This is a genomic window from Microcella alkalica, assembly GCF_014595885.1.
Taxonomy (GTDB): domain Bacteria; phylum Actinomycetota; class Actinomycetes; order Actinomycetales; family Microbacteriaceae; genus Microcella; species Microcella alkaliphila_B.
On record NZ_JABUKC010000002.1, the window covers coordinates 1 to 19,641 of the forward strand.

Consider the following 19,641-nt stretch of genomic DNA (forward strand, 5'->3'; position numbering starts at 1 on the left):
GCCACCGCCGACCCCAGGCGCCCAAGCTGCCCGAGGCCGCCTGGATCAACCAGCCCTCACAGGAGGCCCTCATACAGACCGCCTGACGGAATCTGTCTCACCCGCCTTGACACTTTCCGGCCGAGCGACACGTCCTGCCTCCACAGCGCGACGTAGGTACTCGTTGAGGTTCTTCTGATCCGGCAGAAGGTGTCGCAGATCCTCAGACCTGATGCCGTCCGGGTAGCGACTCACGGTTTCGATCAGCTCGAGCATCGGTTCCCCGACGCTCTTGTTCGCCTTCACGATTCGAGCGTTTGTCTTCGCCTGCTCAAGCGAGTCACCGTCGAGCGTCCACACGCCCGCATCGCTCATCGTGAGCGCGTACTCGCCCTCCACAGCGTCGCGCGAAGTGACTTGGAGGGTTGCCCGCTTCTCGTGCCGCTCGCGCCGCAGAACAAGCACGGAATCCGCAGCTCCGGCAATGCCCTGCGTCCCGCTCACGGCGTCGAGGAAGTCGCCTGCGTCGTTCTTGCGCGTGTGGTGGACGATGAGCAGCGACGAACCCGGTACGGCGTCACAGGTGCTCTTGAGAGCCGACAGCACCGCATAGTCGTGGCCGTACTGATTGCCGTTCCCTGCGGGCGGCATCACCTTCCCGAGTGTGTCGAGAATGACGACAGGATCTTGCCCGTCGAAGGCGTCGATGAAGCTGCTGATCGTTGAGACGACCTGACCGTTCTCGATTGCCGTCTGAAACTGCAACCGGTCATCGACTGTCGTGACACCCATGAACCGAAGACGGGACTGCAAACGCCGAGGGCCGTCCTCAAGCGCGAGATACAGCACCGGGCGCGGTTTGCCGACCGGAAGCACGCCGAACGCGTCACCGCCCTGCGAGAGGGCAAGTCCAAGTCCGAGCACCATCCATGACTTGCCGATCTTCGGGGCGGCGACGAGCAGGCTCATGCCTTCGGGGATGATGCCCGGTACGACGTACTGAAGCGGGGGGAACTCCTGCGCCATGAGCCACTTAGCGCCGAACATTGTGGGCGCGCTCATTCGCCCTGCTCCCACAGCGCATCGGTCTGCGCCTTCATGAAGTCGCCGGCCGTCTTGCCGGGGTTGTTCGCGACGAAGTACCAGGTGTCGCGCTCGTAGCTCAGACGGGCGATGCGGTGCTCTAGCTCGTGATGCGTCGCTGCCCGCCCCTGCTCATAGCCGAGCAGGTAAAGCGTGGTGACGGCGGGCGGGAGCTGCGCGAGCGACTTCGAGCCGTCAGCGAGCGCGTCGGCCCACTCGTGAAGCCACTTCTCAGCGGTGGGGGAGATTCGCACGATGTTGCCAGCGGTCATCGGGTCACCGCCGTTCGCCCAGCCCACTCCACGTTTGCCAGGGCATGCGCGGCGGTGGGGTCGGCATATCCGGTCGCGCTGAACAGCTCGAAACCGCGCCAGGTCGCCTTGTGCTGCTCACGGTCGATATACGCGTCAATCTGACGGCGCACCGTCGCCGGGTTCAGACTGAATGCGCGCCGAATCACCTTCGACGCCTTCGAGGGTCGGAACTCGACGCCGACCCGTTCGAACTCGCTCGCGGCATAGCGGATGAGCTGTTCTACCGTCTCGTACTGCCCGGTCTGCGTGGAGTGCGTCGGGCGGTTCAAGAGGCATCACCGCCCTTGAAGCCTGCGAACGCGGCGAGAATCGCCTCACGCTGCGAGTCAGTGAGAGGGGGAGCGCTCGAAACGATGCGCTCGATGTAGGCAGTGCAGTCGGCCATTGGAGATCCCTTGAGCCAAGGAATCCCGCACACTCTCAGAGCGGGGGATTCCTACCAGGGATCCACGGCCAGCACGGATCGGTTTCGCCTACATTAGACGGGGCCTGAGAAGAGGTTACGCATAACCTCCGACATTCCTACGCGACACGCCGCTAATCGGGCAGCGAGTCGCACACGAGCGGCTTGCCCGTTGCACGTGACGCTTCGAGCGCCTTCGCAAAGTCGATCAGATGTGACTTGTTGCAGTTCTTGCAGAGCACGAAGGCCGAAGTGAACTCGCCCTCGTGCTGGAACCCCTCAACAGGCGTCTGCTTGCGTTCCGCAGCGCGGCTCATTGTCAGGCCGTTTCGATCCAGGTTCTTGCGGGTGACGATCGCCTGCCGCCACACGAGAAGGTTGCCGGTGGGCTTCTCCTCGATCCAGGCGAGCACGTGTCTCTTTGCCGCGCACACTGCCACTCTTTGGATGCTCATTGCGGTTCCTTCGGCTCGAGGGGGTGCCCGATTGTCTCAGGCACCCCCGACATGCGAATGATCAGGCCGAGAACTTGTCGATCTCGTCAGCAGCGTTCAACAGGCTCGCCGCGATGCGACGCAAAGCCGCCGCGTCAACCTCGACACCCTCCCCCGTCAGCCACATGAGAACCGACTCGTCACCGACCCGCACCTCGTCCGCGTCCACGTCGTACACGTCCTCCCTGATGCGCGAGATCGTGACGTGCTCGTCCTGGTGCACGTTCCGCACCCACTCGCCGACCGGCAAGTTCTCCCCACCGGTCTGCTCCTCGACCGACGACAGCTCGGGGTCGGCCCAGTCGGGGGCGACCAGCTTGTCGGTCGAAACGCGGGCGACGGTCGAGAGGTACAGGCGGCCCAGCAGCTCGGGGTCGGTGATCGCGGCGACTCGGACGGCCGTCCATCCGCGCTCGGGGTTGTCGCGCAGGTGCTCGATGATCTCGAGGTGCATCGGGCTGCGGGGCTCGATGGACTGCGCCGCCTGCACCATCGCGGCGTAGGACGTAAACTGGTTGGTGTTCATTGCTTTTCTCCCTTGATTTGTGATGAACCGCCCTCGATCCGCTGCAACGGGTCGGGGGCATCTTCGTAGTTACCGGAATTCGATAACCACATCTTCCGGGCGGAACTCATTACGTCCACCCCGTTTAGTTGGCATGATTCGCACCGTGAACAGAGCGTCAATAATGCGCCGCTTGTTCATGAGCGTCATAGAGTCACGCCAGAAACCTGAAATGTCGGCCGACTGAATAACGGCGTTCAGCGCCGGGTTACTTGAGTCAAGCTTCGCGCGGATCGTCGCGAGCCGCTCCCGCAGCCTTGAAGACTGTTCCTGCACGGCGACCTTGGACAGAAGCCCGTCGGCAAACAACTCCGCGAGCCCGTCCAGTCGCGCCCGCAATTCCTGCGCCTCTGACGCGAGCGCCGCCTCATCAACAGTCGGCGTCAACAGTGCCGCCGCATCAGCCGCCGACAGGCGAGCAACAACAGCCGCTTCGACAAGCTCGTCAACAGCAGCAAGCCGCCGCCGCACGTGATAGTCGTGACACTGATACACCGGGTTGCCCGACTTGAAATCACGCGTCACCATGACCGGCGCGTCACACACCCCGCACCGGTACAAGCCCGATCCGACAAACTTGAGCGACTTTGACCAATCCTGCGTGTGACGACGAGCCGCTAGAGCGGTGCTGAAACGCTCCCAGGTGGCCTTGTCGATGATCGGCGGCCACTGGCCCTCCTCGTTCGCCGTTTCGCCCTTGTAGAGCCGCACACCGGCCAAAGCGGGGTTTGTAGCTCGCAACGTGAGGTTCTGGTAGCTGAACGGCTTGCCGTTCATCCCGACCACGCCGCGCGCTTTCAGATCTTTCGCGATTGAGTAGAACGTTTCTCCGGCGATGTACCGGTTCACCGTTTCGCGTAATACAGCCGCCTCTGAGTCAACGATCTTCCACTCGGCGTCCGACTTCTCGTATCCGTAGGGGCGGGCCGATACGTGCCGAACGCCGAGAAGGGCGCGCTTGCGGTTCGCGTCAATCTGCCGCTCGGACTTGTGCTCAATCTCATACCGGGCAACACCGGCAGTCATGGTCGCAAACATGCGCCCGGTCGGGTTGCTCAAGTCGAGGTCACCGCCGCTGACAGTCATGATGTGCAGCGGGTGCTTCTCTGCCATGTCCATGAGCCGCACAAGGTCTTTGACCTGCCTGTAGAGGCGGTCGGTGTGCCAGACGACGATGACACTGAATTCCTCGCGCTCGAGCCGTTCGATCATCGACTCGAAACCGGGACGGCTGCCCTTGCTAGCGGAAGTGTCATTCTCCGTGATTGTGTCAATCACCTCGAGGTCGCGCGCGTTCGCGAGTTCACGACACTTGGCGAGCTGGCGCTCCACGGCGACACCCTCGCCCGCGCGGTCGAGGCTCTGCCTCACGTAGATGACTGCTCGCATGTGGACATAGTAGGCACACAACTACCGAGGGGCTCGCGATCACCTCGTTCCGGCTCGCGAGCAATCAGCGTCGCTTCGACCGCGCGAAGAACGCGTGGGTCGACGGCGACACCAACTGGTACACCGTGACGAGCTTCCGCCAGCTCGGCACCCACGTCGCGAGCTCGGTGCACAAGGGCGAGCGCGTCATCGTGTGCGGGCGCGTGCGCATCCGCGACTGGACGAGCGGTGAGAAGGCGGGCACGACCATCGAGATCGACGCCGAGGCCGTCGGTCACGACCTGACCTGGGGCCGAGCGAGCTTCACCCGCAGCGTCATCGTCGGTCGCGGCGACGGCGTCGACGGCAACGACGCGGCGACGGATGCCCGACCGGAGTCCGACGAGGCGGCAGCCGTGCCCGACGACGCCTCGCAGCTCGCCCCGCGCGAGCTCGTCGACGACGTCGCCGCACCGCCGTTCTGAGCGAGCCGCGCGGCGCCGCGTCGCCCACGGAGGCTGGGCGCCGCGACGTCGGCGCACCCAGCGCCGCGAGCGGATCAGCGCACGCGGATGCCGCCGCGCTGCCACATGGTGACGGCAGCGACCCTGGGGTTCGCGCTCTCGCCAGTGTCGAGCCCGAGCGCGGCGAACAGTCTGGTCAGCATGGTCTCGACGGCGCGGACGGTTGTGCCGCGGTGCTCGGCCAGGGCCCGCGTCGACGCCCCCTCGGCGAGCAGGCGCAGCACGTCGGCCTGGGCCGCCGTGACGGTCGGCACGTCGTCGTCGTCGCGCGTGACGTCGTCGGCCTGCCCGCTGATGGAGCGATGCACCGCATCGATGAGGTCGTCGATCGCGCCGAGCTGCGACTTGACGAGGTAGACCACCCCGGGCGGAATGCGCCGGGGATTGGGCACGGCGAGTTCGGGGGAGCGGTGGGAGGTGAGCACGACGATCCCGATCCAGGGGTACTCCTCGGCGACCTCGGCGAGGAGGTCGGCTCCGGACTCGCCTGCCCCGAAGTTCAGGTCCGAGATGAGCGCGTGCGGGTCGGTCTCCGCGACGACCGCCAGCGCCTCCGCGACTGACGTCGCACTCGACACCTCGAAGCCGCGGGCGGCGAGCCCGCCGCTCACGAGCGACACGGTGAACACGTCGTCATCGGCGACCACGACCCGCAGTGCCCTGCTCTCGACCGTCATCCATCCGCTCCTCTCGAGCCAGCACTGCTCTCCGGGCCATGGTGCGCGGGCGCCTGCGCGTGGTCAAGCACAACGCGCACCGTCGACAGCAGGAGCTCGGTCGTGTAGGGCTTCGGGAGGAAGGCCGCGACGCCCATCCCCGCGCTGCGCTCGGCGCCGCCCTCCGATGTCAGACCGCTCGCCGCGATGACGGGCAGGTGCGGGTATCGCTGCTCGAGCTCGGCGGTCGTCGCGGCGCCGTCCATGACCGGCATCATCATGTCGGTCAGCACCAGGTCGAGGCGACCGCCCAGGTCGTCGATGATCGTCAGAGCCTCACGCCCGTGACCGGCCGTGAGGACCCGGTAGCCATGCTCCTCGAGGGTCCGAGCCGCGATCGTGCGGATCGGTTGATCGTCGTCGACGACGAGCACGAGCTCGCCGCGACCGCGCGAGATCGGTCGTGCGGAGGGGGTCGCCCGTGTCGGCGAGCGATCGGTGCGGGCGACGGCGGGCAGCAGCATCGAGAAACGGGTGCCGCGACCGAGCTCGCTATAGACGCGGAGAGCGCCGCCGTGGCTGCGCACGATCGCGAGCGAGCTCGCCAGGCCGAGTCCCGTGCCCTTCCCGACCGACTTCGTCGTGTAGAAGGGCTCGAAGATCTTCTCGACGACGTGAGCGGGCATCCCCACGCCGGAATCGACGACGTCGATGAGCAGGTACTCGCCGGGAGGAACCCGATACGACTCGGCCGAGAGTCTGTCGGCAAGATGGAGGAGAGAGGCGCTGAGGTCGAGTCTGCCCCCGCGTGGCATGGCGTCACGGGCGTTCGTGACCAGGTTCGAGAGGACCTGGAGCAGCTGCGTGCTGTCCCCGAGCACGTCGGGCAGCTCGTCCTCGACTTCGATCTCCAACCGGATCTCGGCTGGCAGCATCTCGCCCGCGAAGCGACGGATCTCCTCGAGCAGCTGTTCGACGGCGACCCGTTCGCGTCTGCCGTCGACTCCGCGGGCGAACGAGAGCACCTGTCGGATCATGTCGGCCCCTCGATGCGCGGCGGCTTCCATGGTGTCCAGCAGCTCGCGTCGCGAGGGATCCTGCTCCGTCGATCGCAGCATCTGAGTGGACATGAGGATGGGCGTGAGCACGTTGTTGAGGTCGTGGGCGATCCCTCCAGCGAACGTCCCCAGGCTCTCCATCCGCGAGGCACGGGCTCGTAGATCCTCGTCGCGCCGCCACTCCGTCACGTCGGTGTCGACGGAGAGGATGGCGTCGGGGGAGCCGTCGTCCGCGCGCAGCAGCTGCCACCGGCAGTCCAGGACGAGCGACCGGCCGTCCTCGGTGCGATGGGGCACCTCCTCGGCGTAGTACCCCTCGCGAAGGGTGATCGCGTCGTAGTGCGCGAACGCGATGCCCAGCAGGTCCCCGATCTCCTGACCGATGGCCTCCTCCGCGGGAATCCCATAGATCGTCTCCGCCGCCCGGTTCCAGTGGCGCACCACCCCGTCCAGCCCCCGCACGATGATCGCGTCATTGACGGCGTCGATGAGCTCGGCCTGTTCAGCGATGCGTCTCTGCGCGATCGAGACCTTCTGCCGAGTCAGCTCGTCCTCGGTCACGTCGCGGAAGTAGAGGGCGAGCCCCGTGCGGGTCGGGTAGGCCGTCGCGTCGATCCAGCGCGCCGACGGGGCGTGGAACTGCCGCGTGGTCGTGCGGACGCGGTCGCGCACCGCGCGCTGGTAGGCGAGCTCGAGCTCGGTGTCGGCGAGCTGCGGGAACGCCTCCCAGAGGTTGTGCCCTTCGAACTCCGCGAAGGGGATGCCCGCCAGCAGCTCCGTGCGCCGGTTGGCGTACACGATGCGCCAGGCCTCGTCGACGAAGAGGAAGCCATCCTCGATGGAGTCGAGCGTCTCGTCCAGGCGCGCCCGCAGTTCCGCCTCGCGCTCGAAGCCCTCCACGGCGTCCGTGATGTCCCAGAGCGCCCCGTGGATCCCCGTGATCGCGCCCTGCCTGTCGCGCACCGCTTCGGCGACGACCCGGACGAACTGGCAAACGCCTTCCCCGTTCCGGATCTGCGACTGGAACGCGATCGGCGTGCCGTGCTCGAAGCACTGCTCGATGGCGCTCACGACCTCCTCGCGGTTCAGCGGCGCGAACAGCTCGAGCGTGTCGACCACATCCAGGGTCTGATCCTTGTCCAGGCTGAGCACGGCCCTGGCCTGCGACGAGAGGCGGACGGACTCCGTCGCGCGATCGATCGAGAAACCCCCGAAGGATGCGAGGTCGCCGGCGATGCGGAGGAGGCTGTCGGCTTCGGCGTACTCCCGCTCGCGCTCCTCCATCTGGTCGATCGAGAACGCCGTCATGAGCACCGCGGTGACGTCTCCGTCGTCGAGGACGGGGGTGTAGGTGACCGAAGCGCGTCGAGGGATGGCGTCGGCGCGGGCGCTCGTCCGGAAGCGGCGCACGGCGCCCTGTGCCGCAGCGGCGAATTGGTCGGCGATCATGGAGCGGTCCTCGGGGAGGGCCCACTGCAGGAAGTGGGAGCCCAGGAGACGCTCGCGGTCGATGCCGCTCTGCCGAACCATCGGCTCGCTGGCGCCGATCACGGTGCCGTCGGGAGCGATGAGGAGGACGGGATCCGGATAGGCGGCGCCGAGCGCCTCCACGGCCCGCGCGAGCTGCGCGAGCGGGAGCGATCCGGGAGCGCTCACGCCACCGACCCGCTCCCGCTCGGTGCGAGCAGACTCGAGACAAGCTCCTCGAACTTCGCCAGGTCCACCGGCTTGCGGGCGAACGCGTCCGCTTCCTCGCGGCCGCGCGGCGCCTCTTCGCCGCTCACCAGGAGCACTTTGGGAGCGGGGTCACGGCCCCGGAGGAGCGCGATGGTCGAGAGCACGTCCGCACCGGGCATGTTGACGTCCAGCACGGCCACAGCGATGGCCAGCCACGCGTCCAGTCCGGCGATCTCGTCGGCGCTCCTCGCCTCGACGACGTCCGCGCCCATGCCCTGCAGCGCCATGCGCACCACCGTGCGCACCAGCGGGTCGTCGTCGGCGACCAGGACGATCGGACGGGCTGCGGGGTCAGCCATGCGACCGAGTCTAGGCCGGGGTGCCGGAGTACGCGGCCCCTCCGTTCGGGGGGAACCCTCGAGCGATGGTCGCGAGATCGTGGGAGGCGGCGCCGAGATGTTCGAGCACCTGGTCGGCGACGTCAGCGAGGGTCTCCTGATCGCTGTCGGCGTGGAAGTTGAAGGCCATGACGCACGCGGCGATCCTGCCCTGCACGGGCCCGTGGAGGAGGTCGGTGAGTCGACGGCGCTCTCGTTCGATCGACGCGCGACGAGCAGCGTCCCATCGCTCGACGTCCGCGCGCGCCACGCGCAGCGTCGACTCGTCGTGCTCGTTGGCGCGAGCGAGTAGCAGGGCGGCGACCACGACCACGATGGAGAGCAGCAGGCCCGAGCTGACGACCGGGAGCAGGACGACTCCGTGTGCGGCGACCGGGTCGATCCCCGCACCGAGCAGCACGATCGCGCAGAGCGCGACCGCCGCGCCGCCCGCCGCCAGGGTCACGGACGAGGCGGCGGCCGCGCGACCCCGGCGCATCGTCCGGCCCGCATGGAGGACCGCCCCGAACACTGCTCCCGCCGAGGAGGCGGCGACGATGATCTCGAGCGCTGCCGCCCCTCCGTAGATCCGCCAGGCATCCAGCAGCGTGAGGGCGAGCGTCAGAAGCACGACGAGCCCCGCCTTCGCCCAGGGCCGACCGAAGGGGATGTCGAAGATCTCCAGCAGCGTCACCCGGTTCCTCACCGACGGCAGCGCCGACTCCCCGCCACCGGCGGTGTCGATCACTCTCAGCAGCTCGTCGTGCAGCCGAGCGAGGCTCGCGCTGACCTCCTCGAACGACCGACGATCGAGCTCCCCACGGAGGGAGCCGAGCCGGGTCCGCAGGTCGTCGAGAACGGGCAGCACGCTCGCGCCCAGTGCCTCCGCCAGGCGGGTGCTCGTCGTCGCCTCCGCCTCCTCGAATCGCGCGACGCTCGCCGTGAGCTGGCTTCGCGCGCTCTCGAGCTCGGTGAGGAGGTCGCGTCGGCGCTCGAACTGCGCGAGACCGTAGACGACGAGCGGTGCCCACGTGAGCATGAGGAGCAACCAGGACGCGATCCGGAAGGCGGCATCGCCGGGGACCCCCGCCACGGACTCGGCGATGCCAGCGCCGATGAGCCCTCGCGCCACGCAGGCCGTCGACCACAGGAGCAGGAACACGGTGACGGGCAGCAGCGGCCACCGCCGCCGGAGGAGGGTGCCTCCGACGACCACGATGAGTCCGACGGCGAAGTGCTGCAGGAGCGCGGAGACGAGCGGCCACCACCATGCCGGGTACTCGGTCGTCGACTCGCGCACCGCGATGATGAGGATGCTCGGCGGCAGGAAGGCGAGCCACAACCCCCAGTGCGTCGCCCAGCGACCTCCGAGTGCCTCGTTCAGCGTCATCCGGCCTCTCCGCCCCGCCGCGCAGGACCCCAACCCATGATCGCCCAGGACACGTCGAAGCGGCCGCCCCGGCTCAACCCGAATGAGCCGTGGCGGCCGCTTGCTCCGCAGTGCTCCAGCCCGACCCGAACGGGCGAGGTCACCGCCGCCGGTCTGCGCCCCCCGGGGGTCCCCCGACCCCGTTCGCTTTCCGTGCCACCATTGTGCGGCGGGGGCGAGACCCCCGCAAACGTCATCGATCGCGCTCTGTTCGCATTGCGAACGAGAGTCATGTAAGCCCCATGTGGCCCCGTCATCGAGCGCTCCGGGGCATCGGGAGGGAGAGGTGGGATGCGGCGCAACCTCGGTAGGGCATCCGCGGCCATGGGGGTCGTCCTCGCGATCGCGGCGCTCGCCGCGGGGTGCGCGCCGTCGCCCGACCCCGATCCGGCGCCGACGCCGACGTCGACCTCGAGCGCCTCGGCCGCACCGAGCGCGTCGCCCGAACCCGCGCCGACCTTCGCCCCGGAGGGCGCCGCGGAGGAGAACCTCCCGATCGTGAAGGCGGCGCTGCAGCCGCTCGTCGCGGCCGGCGGCATCCCGGCCGGTCGCTCGGTGGTCGACGCGCTCACCGCGGCGGGCATCCCGCTCAGCGCCGTGCAGGTGACCGCCGATCAGACGGCGATCGGGCTGCCGGTCGACTCGCTGCTGTTCTCGGTGCTCGTCGGGCAGGAGTGCGTGCTCGGCCAGTTCGACGGCGACGGCTTCACGACGACGACGGCGCCTGTGCTCTCCACGGGGGCGTGCCTGGTGGGGGCGACCGCTTCAATAGACTGAGGCAATGGCCGAATTCGTCTACTCCATGGTCCGTGCCCGCAAGTCGGTCGGCGACAAGCTCATCCTCGATGACGTCACGATGTCGTTCTACCCGGGCGCCAAGATCGGCATGGTGGGCCCGAACGGCGCCGGCAAGTCGACGATCCTGAAGATCATGGCCGGCCTCGACCAGCCCTCGAACGGCGAGGCCCGCCTCAGCGAGGGCTACACGGTCGGCATCCTCATGCAGGAGCCCGAGCTCGACGAGTCGAAGACCGTGCTCGAGAACGTGCAGGACGGCGTGCGCGAGCTCTACGACAAGATCACGCGCTTCAACGAGATCTCGGCCGCCATGGCCGACCCCGACGCCGACTTCGACACGCTGCTGGCCGAGATGGGCGTGCTGCAGGAGGCCATCGACGCCGCGAACGGCTGGGATCTCGACAGCCAGCTGGAGCAGGCGATGGATGCCCTGCGCTGCCCGCCCGGCGACGCCAGCATCACCCACCTGAGCGGTGGCGAGAAGCGCCGTGTCGCGCTCTGCAAGCTCCTGCTCGAGAAGCCCGACCTGCTGCTGCTCGACGAGCCCACCAACCACCTCGACGCCGAGAGCGTGCTGTGGCTCGAGCAGCACCTTCAGAAGTACCCCGGCGCCGTGATCGCGATCACGCACGACCGGTACTTCCTCGACCACGTCGCCCAGTGGATCGCCGAGGTCGACCGCGGCCGCCTCTACCCCTACGAGGGCAACTACTCGACCTACCTCGAGAAGAAGGCCGAGCGCCTGGAGGTGCAGGGCAAGAAGGACGCCAAGCTCGCCAAGCGCCTGGCCGAAGAGCTCGACTGGGTGCGCTCGAACGCGAAGGGCCGCCAGGCGAAGTCGAAGGCGCGACTGGCCCGCTACGAGGAGATGGCGGCGGAGGCGGAGAAGACCCGCAAGCTCGACTTCGAGGAGATCCAGATCCCGCCGGGGCCCCGCCTGGGCTCGATCGTCATCGAGGCCAAGAACCTCAAGAAGGGCTTCGGCGACCGCACGCTCATCGACGGCCTGTCGTTCAGCCTGCCGCCGAACGGCATCGTCGGCGTCATCGGCCCCAACGGCGTCGGCAAGACCACGCTGTTCAAGACGATCGTCGGCCTCGAGCCGCTCGACGGCGGCGACCTCAAGGTCGGCGAGACGGTCAAGATCAGCTATGTCGACCAGGGCCGGGCGAACATCGACCCGAACAAGACGCTGTGGGAGGTCGTGAGCGACGGCCTCGACATCATCACGGTTGGCAAGACGGAGATCCCCTCGCGCGCCTACGTGTCGAAGTTCGGCTTCAAGGGCCCCGACCAGCAGAAGAAGGCCGGCGTGCTCTCCGGCGGTGAGCGCAACCGCCTGAACCTCGCGCTGACGCTCAAGGAGGGCGGCAACCTGCTGCTGCTCGACGAGCCGACGAACGACCTCGACGTCGAGACGCTGCAGTCGCTCGAGAACGCGCTGCTGGAGTTCCCCGGCTGCGCCGTGGTCATCACGCACGACCGGTGGTTCCTCGACCGCATCGCGACGCACATCCTCGCCTACGAGGGCACCGAGGAGGACCCGGCGAACTGGTACTGGTTCGAGGGAAACTTCGAGGCCTACGAGGCGAATAAGATCGAGCGCCTCGGCGCGGAGGCCGCGCGCCCGCACCGCGTCACCTACCGCAAGCTCACGCGCGACTGAGCGCGACCCGGGGCGAACGGCCCGCACGGGCCGAGAACGGAGCGACTCGTGAACGGAATGCGCTACCGGATCCGGCGAGTCCTCGACTCGTTCTGGTTCGTCCCGGGCATCGGGCTGCTCCTCGCGCTGCTCGTCGCGGAGGCGCTCGTGGCCCTCGAGCCGGCTCTGCCGAGCGCGATCGGTGACGTCATCCCGGCGGTGGGGCCCGACGGCAGCCGGGGCCTCCTGAGCGCGATCGCGACGTCGATGCTCGCGGCGGCCGCGACGACGTTCTCGATCACGATCGCGGTGCTCACGCTCACGTCGTCGGCCTACGGGCCGCGCCTCGTGCGCAGTCTCATGGCCGATCGCGGCAACCAGGTCGTGCTCGCCCTGCTCGTCTCGACCTCGCTCTTCGCGATGCTCGTCGTGCGGCACGTCCGGGCGGGCGATGACTCGGAGTTCGTGCCGCACCTCGCGGTCAACATCGCGATCGTGCTCGCCGTCGTCTCGATCGTCGCGCTCGTGTACTTCATCCATCACATCAGCGCGAGCATCCAGATCTCGCGCCTCGCGACGGGGGTGCGCGACCAGCTCGTCACCCTCCTCGACGACCTCTACCCCGAGCAGACCTCGACGCGGCGGGCCCTCGCGTCCCGGTGGGCGGCGATCGACGAGGGCAGGGATGTCCGTGCCAGCACGAGCGGCTACGTTGCGAGCATCGACCATAGGCACCTCGTCGCGGCGGCGGCCCGCGCCGGCGCGCGCGTCGAGCTGCTGGTCCGGCCGGGCACGCTCGTGTGCGCGGAGGATCCGATCGCGCGGGTGTCGTCCGAGCCCGCGCCGTCGACCCGACCGGAGGCCGCCGCGAGACTGGACGCGGCGGTGGTCGCGGCGGTCTCGATCGACGACGAGCGGACTCCCGTGCAGGACGCCGAGCACCTGGTCCGCCAGCTCGTCGACGTCGCGGCCCGGGCGCTCAGCCCGGGCGTGAACGACCCGATCACGGCCGTCACCGCGATCGACGCCCTAACGATCGCGATGGCGAGCGCGGCCGGGCGCCCCGACCCGCGCGGGGTCCTCCTCGACGACGCGGATGCCCCGCGCGTGCTCGTCGCGCCGCGGGAGCTCTCCGCGCTCGCGGTGGATGCCGTGGACCTCATCCGCCAGTACGTCGCGGATCAGCCGCTCGTCGCGCACCGCCTGCTGGATCTGCTCGAGCGGCTCATCGCGCGAGAGGAGGCGTCCGATCGTTCAGCCGCCTACCGCGGCGCGGTCGACCGCGTCGTGCGATCCGCGATCGGGCCCGGCACGCTTCCGGAGGACGCCGCCGCGCTCGAGCGCCGCCGCGCCGACATCGTGCAGTCAGGAGCCGCATGACCCGCATCCACGTCCCCATCGCGCTGCGCTGGAGCGATCTCGACGCCTACGGGCACGTCAACAACGCGCGGATGCTCACGCTCCTCGAGGAGGCGCGCATCGAGGTCTTCTGGCGCGGGCGCGGCGCGTCGGCGAGCCCGCTGCCCGAGCTGCACATCGACGAGGGGTCGCAGAGCCTCATCGCCCGGCAGGAGGTCGAGTACCTCGCGCAGATCCCTCACCTGCGCGACCCGCTCGACGTGCAGCTCTGGATCGGCGCGCTCGGCGGGGCGAGCCTCGACGTCTGCTACGAGGTCTGCTCGCCGGTCGGCGTCGAGCCGCGCACCGTGTTCGCCCGCGCGATGTCGACGCTCGTCCTCGTCGATCAGGAGACCGGGAGGCCGCGGCGCATCAGCGAGCGCGAGCGCGCCCTGTGGGGTCCGTACATCGAGGAGCCCGTGGCCTTCCGTCGCCGGAGCTGACGCGGCTGCGGTTGCCGTCGTCGCGGCTGGCGTCGAATCGGCGGATGCTCCGCGCGGCTAGGTCGCCGGCGCGAGGACCCACAGCACCTCGCACCCCTCCTCGGCGGAGGCGTTGTGCCAGGTGTGCGGGTCGCGGCCGCGGAAGGTCATCGAGTCGCCCGCGGCGAGCTCGTGCTCGTCGTCGCCGAGGATGATCGTGAGGCGCCCGCGCAGCACGTAGACGAACTCGACGTCGCAGTCGAGGCTGTAGAGGTCGTCTCCGGCGGTGCCGCCGGGGTCGATGATCGAGCGGATGACCTCGACGTCGGTCTGCGTGCCCGGCGTGAGCAGAAACTCCTCCGCTCCCTCGCCGCCGAAGTTGATGGGCGCGCCCTCGCCGGCACGCACGATCTGCGACGGCGGCGGCTCGAACAGCTCGCCGACCTTGAGGCCGACGGCCTCGCAGATCGCGACGAGGGAGGCGACGGAGGGTGAGACCTGGTCGCGCTCGAGCTTGCTGACGAACCCCTGGCTGATGCCCGCGGCGGCGCCCACGGCTTCGAGCGTGAGCCCGCGCGCGAGTCGCGCCGCTCGCAGTCGGGCGCCGATCCTCACGTCGCTGGCCATGCTCCTATCCTGACGCACGCCGCTGACACCCGGTGGCGTCATGGCCGCCCCGGCTCAGCCGTGCTCGATCGCGACCGCGCGCACGGGGGCGCCGTCGGCCCCGATGAACCGCAGCGGCAGCACCGAGATGAGGGGATGCTCGGCGCGCACCTGGCCGAGGTTCGTCAGGTTCTCGATGATGACGCCTCCGACCTCGGCGATGAGGTGGTGGCAGGGGAACCCCTCGCCGGGGTGCTCGTCGTCGGGCGTCTCGTCGAGGTTGATGGCGTCGATGCCGATGGTGCGGATGCCGCGCTCGAGCAGCAGCTCGCATGCCGCGCGGTCGAGGAACGGGTGCTCGAAGTAGGTCGGGGTGCCGTAGTGCTCGCTCCAGTCGGTGCGGAGGAGCACGATGCGGCCGGGCTCGAGCTTCTCGAGCACGGGGGCGTGGTGGTCGACCGTGATGCGGCCGCGCGCGGCGAGGCCCCGGGCATCCACGATCACGCCCTCGCCGACGAAGCGCTCAAGGGGAAGCTCGTCGATGCGGGGCGTGGAGTCGTCGAAGTGGTACGGCGCGTCGACGTGCGTGCCGCTCTGCGAGCCCATGCGCACTGACAGCAGGTTGAACCCGTCGGCGGCGATCGTCGCGTGCGGGGCGAAGGCGACGGTCGGGTCGCCGGGGTACACCTGGGTGCTCTCGGTGACGGGCACGGAGAGGTCGACGACGCGCTCTATCCTCATGGTCAAGAACCTTTGCATATTTGGCATACTCAGGGCTAGAGTCGGCCCACCCGATCCTCTGCCCCTGAGTCGAAGGACACACCCATGACTGGCAACAGAGTCGTTGTCGACCACTCCGACGTCGCCCTCAACCCGCGCCCGCGCGCGACGGAGGTGGAGCAGCGCGGCATCGACACGGTGCCCGACGCCGACCGCACCTCCACCTGGGTCGACCTCATGCGCATCCAGTTCGGCGGCGCCAACACGTTCGCGACGGTGCTGCTCGGCACCTTCCCGATCCTGCTCGGGCTGTCGTTCTGGCAGGCCGTCGCCGCGACCCTCGTCGGCCTCGGCCTCGGCATCCTCGTGCTCATGCCGATGGGTCTGTTCGGCCCGAAGACCGGCACCAACAACGCCGTCTCCTCCGGCGCGTTCTTCGGCGTGCGCGGTCGCGTTGTCGGCTCGTTCCTGTCGCTGCTGACCGCCGTCGCCTTCTACTCGATCTCGGTCTGGGTCGGCGGCGACGCCCTCGTCGGCGCGCTCAACCGGCTCGCCGGCGTGCCCGACTCGGTCGGCCTGCGCACAGTCATCTACGGGCTCATCGGCCTCATCGTGATCGTCGTCGTCGTGTACGGCTACCAGTTCATGCTGCTCATCAACAAGACGGCGGTCATCGCGAACTCGGTGCTGTTCCTGCTCGCCTTCGTCGCGTTCGCCGGCACCTTCGACCCGTCGTACGACCCGGGCGCCGAGGCCTACGCGCTCGGCAGCTTCTGGCCGACGTTCGTGCTCTCGGTGCTCATCGTGATGTCGAACCCCGTCTCGTTCGGCGCCTTCCTCGGTGACTGGAGCCGCTACATCCCCGCGTCGACGCCCGCGCGCAAGCTCTTCGGCGCGACAGCGCTCGGCCAAGGCCTCACGGTCATCCCGTTCCTCTTCGGCGTGGCGACGGCGACCCTCGTCGCCGGCGAGGCCGACTACGTCTTCGCGCTCATCCAGACCTCGCCGCTGTGGTACGCGGTGCTGCTCATGGCGGTCGCGTTCATCGGCGGCTTGTCGACCGGCTCGACGTCGCTCTACGGCACGGGCCTGGACTTCTCGTCGGTCTTCCCGCGCTTCAGCCGCGTGCAGGCGACGATCTTCATCGGCACGATCGCGTTCCTGTTCATCCTGCTGGGCCGCATCTTCTTCGACCTGCTCGGCGCGGTGAACGCCTTCGTCGGCGCGATCATCGTCACGACGACGCCGTGGATGATCATCATGGCGATCGGCTACTTCGTGCGTCGCGGCTCGTTCTCGCGCGACGACCTGCAGGTGTTCAACCGCGGTCAGGTCGGCGGGCGCTACTGGTTCACCGGCGGCGTCAACTGGCGCGGCATGGTCGCCTGGATCGCCTCGGCGGTGCTCGGCCTGCTCTTCGCCTACTACCCGCCGGTCATCGTCGGGCCGCTCAATGGCGTCGCCGGCGGTGTCGACATCAGCCTGCTCGTCGCGATCGTCTCGGCGGCGGTGCTGTACCTCGGCGCGCTCGTGCTCTTCCCCGAGCCGGAGTACGTCTACCCCCCGCAGGGCACGCGCCTGGTGCGCGAGTCGAGCGCGCCGCTGCAGCCGATCGAGACCGACCACGGCTCGGCGGCCGCGAAGGCCGCCGCCCGCCGGGCGAGCTGAGCCGGATGCCCGGGGGCGGCCCCGCAGACCGCCCCCGGCGTCCTGCCCGGTCGCCCCGGGCATCCCGCACCGACTCGAACCACCTCGAAGAAGGAGCCCCACCGTGGAGCAGCGCACGCCCCGCGTGACCGAGAACGGCAACGTCGGCCAGGTCGACGCGACCCAGGTGCCCCGCTACGGCGGCGCCCCGACCTTCGCGCGCCTGCCGCGCTGGGACGAGGTCGAGCGCGCCGACGTCGTCGTGCTCGGCGTGCCGTTCGACACGGGCGTCAGCTACCGGCCGGGGGCGCGATTCGGGCCCTCGCACATTCGCGAGTCGTCGCGACTGCTGCGGCCCTACAACCCCGCGCAGGACGCCAAGCCGTTCGCGCTGCAGCAGGTCGTCGACGGCGGCGACATCGGCGTGAACCCCTTCGACATCGGCGAGGCGCTCGCGACGATCGAGGCGGAGGCGACGCGCGTGCTCGACGCCGGCGCGCAGCTGCTGACCCTCGGCGGCGACCACACGATCGCGCTGCCGCTGCTGCGGGCGATGCACGCCCAGCACGGGCCGATCGCGGTCGTGCACTTCGACGCGCACCTCGACACGTGGGACACCTACTTCGGCGCCGACTACACGCACGGCACGCCGTTCCGCCGTGCCTCGGAGGAGGGGCTGCTCGCGCAGGACTCGTGCCTGCACGTGGGCATCCGCGGACCGCTGTACACGGCGGAGGATCTCACCGACGACGGCGACCTCGGCTTCCAGATCGTGCACTCGACCGAGATGGACGCGCTCGGCGCGTCGGGCGTGATCGAGCGCATGCGGGCGCGCGTCGGCGACCGCCCCGTGTACGTCTCGATCGACATCGACGTGCTCGACCCCGCGTTCGCGCCCGGCACGGGCACGCCCGAGGCAGGCGGCTTCACGAGCCGCGAGCTGCTCGCGGTGCTGCGCGGCTTCGCCGACGTGAACCTCGTCGGCGCCGACATCGTCGAAGTCGCCCCCGCGTACGACCACGCGCAGATCACGGGCATCGCCGCCGCGCACGTCGCGTACGAGCTGCTGACCGTGATGGCGCGGCGCCGGAGCGCGTCGTGAGCGGCGTGTCGGGCCCGATCAGCCGGAGCGACGCGACACCGACCGCGGCGACCGGCGCTGACGAGGCCCTCGCCGCCGAGGTGCTCGCCGCGGCCGACGCGATCGTCGACGACTTCGCGCACCACCGCACCGAGGCCTACTTCGCCGGTTTCGCCGACGACGCGACCTTCGTCTTCCACACCGCCGACCGCCGGCTCGAGAGCCGCGCCGAGTACGAGGCGCTGTGGGCGCAGTGGGAGCGCGAGGACGGCTTTCGCGTGCACGCCTGCCGCTCGAGCGACCGCCGCGTGCAGCTGCTCGGCGACACCGCGATCTTCACGCACGCGGTCGACTCGCGCATCGAGCTCGGCGGGCAGGTCGACGACGTCACCGAGCGCGAGACCATCGTCTTCGCGCGCCGCGACGGCCGCTGGGTGGCCGTGCACGAGCACCTGTCGCCGCGCGCCTAGCGCTCGCGGCGCGGGGGCGGTCAGGCCCCGTCGCGCGGGTGCCACTCGCGCACCCACGCCACACTCGCCGTCATGGGGTAGCCCGCCGCCTCGCGAGTCGTGCCCTCGAGCGGGAGGTCGTAGAGGTTGAGCATGAGCTGCAGGGGGTAGTCGGGCGACTGGTCGACCTCGGCAACGAGCACGTCGTCGACGTACCAGCGGGCCGCGCCGGGCATCCACTCGAGCGAGTACGTGCGGAAGCCCCGCGCGTCGCCGGCGATCGGCACGCGCGCGAACTCGTCGCGCAGTCGGGCGTCGCCGAACGGATGCACGCCCACGCCGATGCTCGTCGCGCCGAGCTCGTCGATCTCGCCGCCGAAGAGCTCGACGACGCAGAGCTCGCCCGACTGCTCGGGCTCGGCCTCGTGCCCGATGAGCCACAGCGCCGTGAGGGCGCGCGGGTGCAGGCTCGGCCGGATGCGCGCCTCGACGAGCCCGTACCGCGGCTGCCACAGTCGGCGCTCGGGCACCGCCGTGCGCACGACGAGCCCGTCGCGGAACCGGTGCTGGCCCCTGTCGCTGCCGACCGGGCCGGAGAACGACCCCGTCTGCAGGTTCGAGACGCGCAGCTCGCCGTCGTACTCGGGCGACCAGGCCGGCTGGTCGTGGTCGACGCGCAGCTGGAGACCCGTGTCGGTGAGGCGGTAGCGGGCGGCGCTGCGGTCGGGCGTGCTCCAGTGCGGCAGGTACACGGGCAGCCACCGCGCCGGGTCGAGCGCGGCGCCGACGAAGCGCTCGTTGACGACGAGCTCGAAGCGCGAGCGGTCGAGCCTCGCGTGAGGGAGGTCGGGGGAGCGGCGCACGGGGTCAGGGTACCGATCGCGCTCCGGAGCGACGCGCGACATCGTGCCCTTGACGATAGTGTGTGACACACAGTACTGTGTCGAC

General features: G+C 69.4%; 21 protein-coding genes. 8 read left to right on the plus strand and 13 right to left on the minus strand.

Translation table 11 applies throughout. The features are described 5' to 3' along the window. Positions 1 to 69 precede the first annotated feature (69 nt). The 6 genes from ID804_RS04555 to ID804_RS04580 all read right to left on the minus strand — a co-directional run bounded on the left by ID804_RS04555 (position 70) and on the right by ID804_RS04580 (position 4,227). A complete protein-coding gene (locus ID804_RS04555; protein WP_169077821.1) occupies positions 70 to 1,041 on the minus strand; it encodes an AAA family ATPase in 972 nt (323 codons plus the stop codon). Next, on the minus strand, positions 1,038 to 1,361 hold the full coding sequence (locus ID804_RS04560) for a hypothetical protein (RefSeq protein ID WP_169077822.1): 324 nt from the start codon (positions 1,359 to 1,361) through the stop codon (positions 1,038 to 1,040). Before ID804_RS04560 ends, ID804_RS04555 begins: the two co-directional genes overlap by 4 nt. Continuing rightward, positions 1,331 to 1,645, minus strand: a complete 315-nt coding sequence (locus ID804_RS04565) for a hypothetical protein (RefSeq protein WP_169077823.1) — start codon at positions 1,643 to 1,645, stop codon at positions 1,331 to 1,333. The genes ID804_RS04560 and ID804_RS04565 overlap by 31 nt, the downstream gene beginning before the upstream one ends. Positions 1,646 to 1,913: 268 nt before the next feature. Beyond that, positions 1,914 to 2,192, minus strand: coding sequence for a hypothetical protein (locus ID804_RS04570; RefSeq protein ID WP_169077824.1), 279 nt, complete (start codon positions 2,190 to 2,192; stop codon positions 1,914 to 1,916). Between the two features lie 103 nt (positions 2,193 to 2,295). After that, a complete protein-coding gene (locus tag ID804_RS04575) occupies positions 2,296 to 2,799 on the minus strand; it encodes a hypothetical protein (protein WP_169077825.1) in 504 nt (167 codons plus the stop codon). Positions 2,800 to 2,868: 69 nt separating this feature from the next. Further along, positions 2,869 to 4,227, minus strand: coding sequence for a recombinase family protein (locus tag ID804_RS04580; RefSeq protein ID WP_169077826.1), 1,359 nt, complete (start codon positions 4,225 to 4,227; stop codon positions 2,869 to 2,871). Here ID804_RS04580 and ID804_RS04585 point away from each other — a divergent pair. Next, positions 4,218 to 4,691: a single-stranded DNA-binding protein gene (locus tag ID804_RS04585; RefSeq protein ID WP_169078667.1), complete on the plus strand. Its 474-nt coding sequence runs from the start codon at positions 4,218 to 4,220 to the stop codon at positions 4,689 to 4,691. The two genes, ID804_RS04580 and ID804_RS04585, sit on opposite strands and share 10 nt — an antisense overlap. A 74-nt stretch (positions 4,692 to 4,765) precedes the next feature. Here ID804_RS04585 and ID804_RS04590 read toward each other — a convergent pair whose 3' ends face one another. The 4 genes from ID804_RS04590 to ID804_RS04605 are packed head-to-tail and all read right to left on the minus strand — an operon-like array spanning position 4,766 to position 9,888. Further along, on the minus strand, positions 4,766 to 5,407 hold the full coding sequence (locus ID804_RS04590; RefSeq protein WP_169077827.1) for a response regulator: 642 nt from the start codon (positions 5,405 to 5,407) through the stop codon (positions 4,766 to 4,768). Further along, positions 5,404 to 8,100 (minus strand): hybrid sensor histidine kinase/response regulator, encoded by a 2,697-nt coding sequence (locus tag ID804_RS04595; protein WP_169077828.1) that lies wholly within the window; start codon positions 8,098 to 8,100, stop codon positions 5,404 to 5,406. The genes ID804_RS04590 and ID804_RS04595 overlap by 4 nt, the downstream gene beginning before the upstream one ends. Continuing rightward, the gene (locus ID804_RS04600; RefSeq protein WP_169077829.1) at positions 8,097 to 8,480 is read right to left on the minus strand and encodes a response regulator; all 384 of its coding nucleotides are present in this window, start codon (positions 8,478 to 8,480) and stop codon (positions 8,097 to 8,099) included. The genes ID804_RS04595 and ID804_RS04600 overlap by 4 nt, the downstream gene beginning before the upstream one ends. A 10-nt stretch (positions 8,481 to 8,490) precedes the next feature. Then, positions 8,491 to 9,888 carry a hypothetical protein gene (locus ID804_RS04605; RefSeq protein ID WP_169077830.1) on the minus strand — a complete coding sequence of 466 codons (1,398 nt, stop codon included), beginning with the start codon at positions 9,886 to 9,888 and terminating at the stop codon, positions 8,491 to 8,493. A gap of 363 nt (positions 9,889 to 10,251) precedes the next feature. Here ID804_RS04605 and ID804_RS04610 point away from each other — a divergent pair, with 363 nt between their 5' ends. The 4 genes from ID804_RS04610 to ID804_RS04625 are packed head-to-tail and all read left to right on the plus strand — an operon-like array spanning position 10,252 to position 14,211. Next, positions 10,252 to 10,704, plus strand: coding sequence for a DUF6993 domain-containing protein (locus ID804_RS04610; RefSeq protein WP_169077831.1), 453 nt, complete (start codon positions 10,252 to 10,254; stop codon positions 10,702 to 10,704). Positions 10,705 to 10,708: 4 nt separating this feature from the next. Next, positions 10,709 to 12,391, plus strand: a complete 1,683-nt coding sequence (gene ettA / locus ID804_RS04615) for an energy-dependent translational throttle protein EttA (RefSeq protein ID WP_169077832.1) — start codon at positions 10,709 to 10,711, stop codon at positions 12,389 to 12,391. Between the two features lie 57 nt (positions 12,392 to 12,448). Further along, positions 12,449 to 13,750 (plus strand): DUF2254 domain-containing protein, encoded by a 1,302-nt coding sequence (locus ID804_RS04620; RefSeq protein ID WP_223158995.1) that lies wholly within the window; start codon positions 12,449 to 12,451, stop codon positions 13,748 to 13,750. Then, positions 13,747 to 14,211 carry an acyl-CoA thioesterase gene (locus tag ID804_RS04625; protein ID WP_169077834.1) on the plus strand — a complete coding sequence of 155 codons (465 nt, stop codon included), beginning with the start codon at positions 13,747 to 13,749 and terminating at the stop codon, positions 14,209 to 14,211. The genes ID804_RS04620 and ID804_RS04625 overlap by 4 nt, the downstream gene beginning before the upstream one ends. 57 nt (positions 14,212 to 14,268) lie before the next feature. Here ID804_RS04625 and ID804_RS04630 read toward each other — a convergent pair whose 3' ends face one another. Next, the gene (locus tag ID804_RS04630) at positions 14,269 to 14,817 is read right to left on the minus strand and encodes a helix-turn-helix domain-containing protein (protein WP_211161023.1); all 549 of its coding nucleotides are present in this window, start codon (positions 14,815 to 14,817) and stop codon (positions 14,269 to 14,271) included. A gap of 54 nt (positions 14,818 to 14,871) precedes the next feature. Further along, positions 14,872 to 15,537 (minus strand): cyclase family protein, encoded by a 666-nt coding sequence (locus ID804_RS04635; protein WP_169077836.1) that lies wholly within the window; start codon positions 15,535 to 15,537, stop codon positions 14,872 to 14,874. A gap of 84 nt (positions 15,538 to 15,621) precedes the next feature. On the opposite strand from ID804_RS04635, the gene ID804_RS04640 reads away from it, so the two are divergent. The 3 genes from ID804_RS04640 (at position 15,622) to ID804_RS04650 (ending at position 18,714) form a co-directional block, all read left to right on the plus strand. After that, positions 15,622 to 17,184, plus strand: coding sequence for a purine-cytosine permease family protein (locus ID804_RS04640; RefSeq protein WP_169077837.1), 1,563 nt, complete (start codon positions 15,622 to 15,624; stop codon positions 17,182 to 17,184). A gap of 103 nt (positions 17,185 to 17,287) precedes the next feature. Continuing rightward, positions 17,288 to 18,265, plus strand: coding sequence for an agmatinase (speB, locus tag ID804_RS04645; RefSeq protein ID WP_317451174.1), 978 nt, complete (start codon positions 17,288 to 17,290; stop codon positions 18,263 to 18,265). Further along, complete coding sequence (locus tag ID804_RS04650) at positions 18,262 to 18,714, plus strand: nuclear transport factor 2 family protein (protein WP_317451175.1); 453 nt, start codon at positions 18,262 to 18,264, stop codon at positions 18,712 to 18,714. The genes speB and ID804_RS04650 overlap by 4 nt, the downstream gene beginning before the upstream one ends. 20 nt (positions 18,715 to 18,734) lie before the next feature. Here ID804_RS04650 and ID804_RS04655 read toward each other — a convergent pair whose 3' ends face one another. Next, entirely contained in the window at positions 18,735 to 19,625 is an 891-nt protein-coding gene (locus ID804_RS04655) for a glycoside hydrolase family 16 protein (RefSeq protein WP_188219159.1), read from the minus strand. Positions 19,626 to 19,641: the final 16 nt, after the last annotated feature.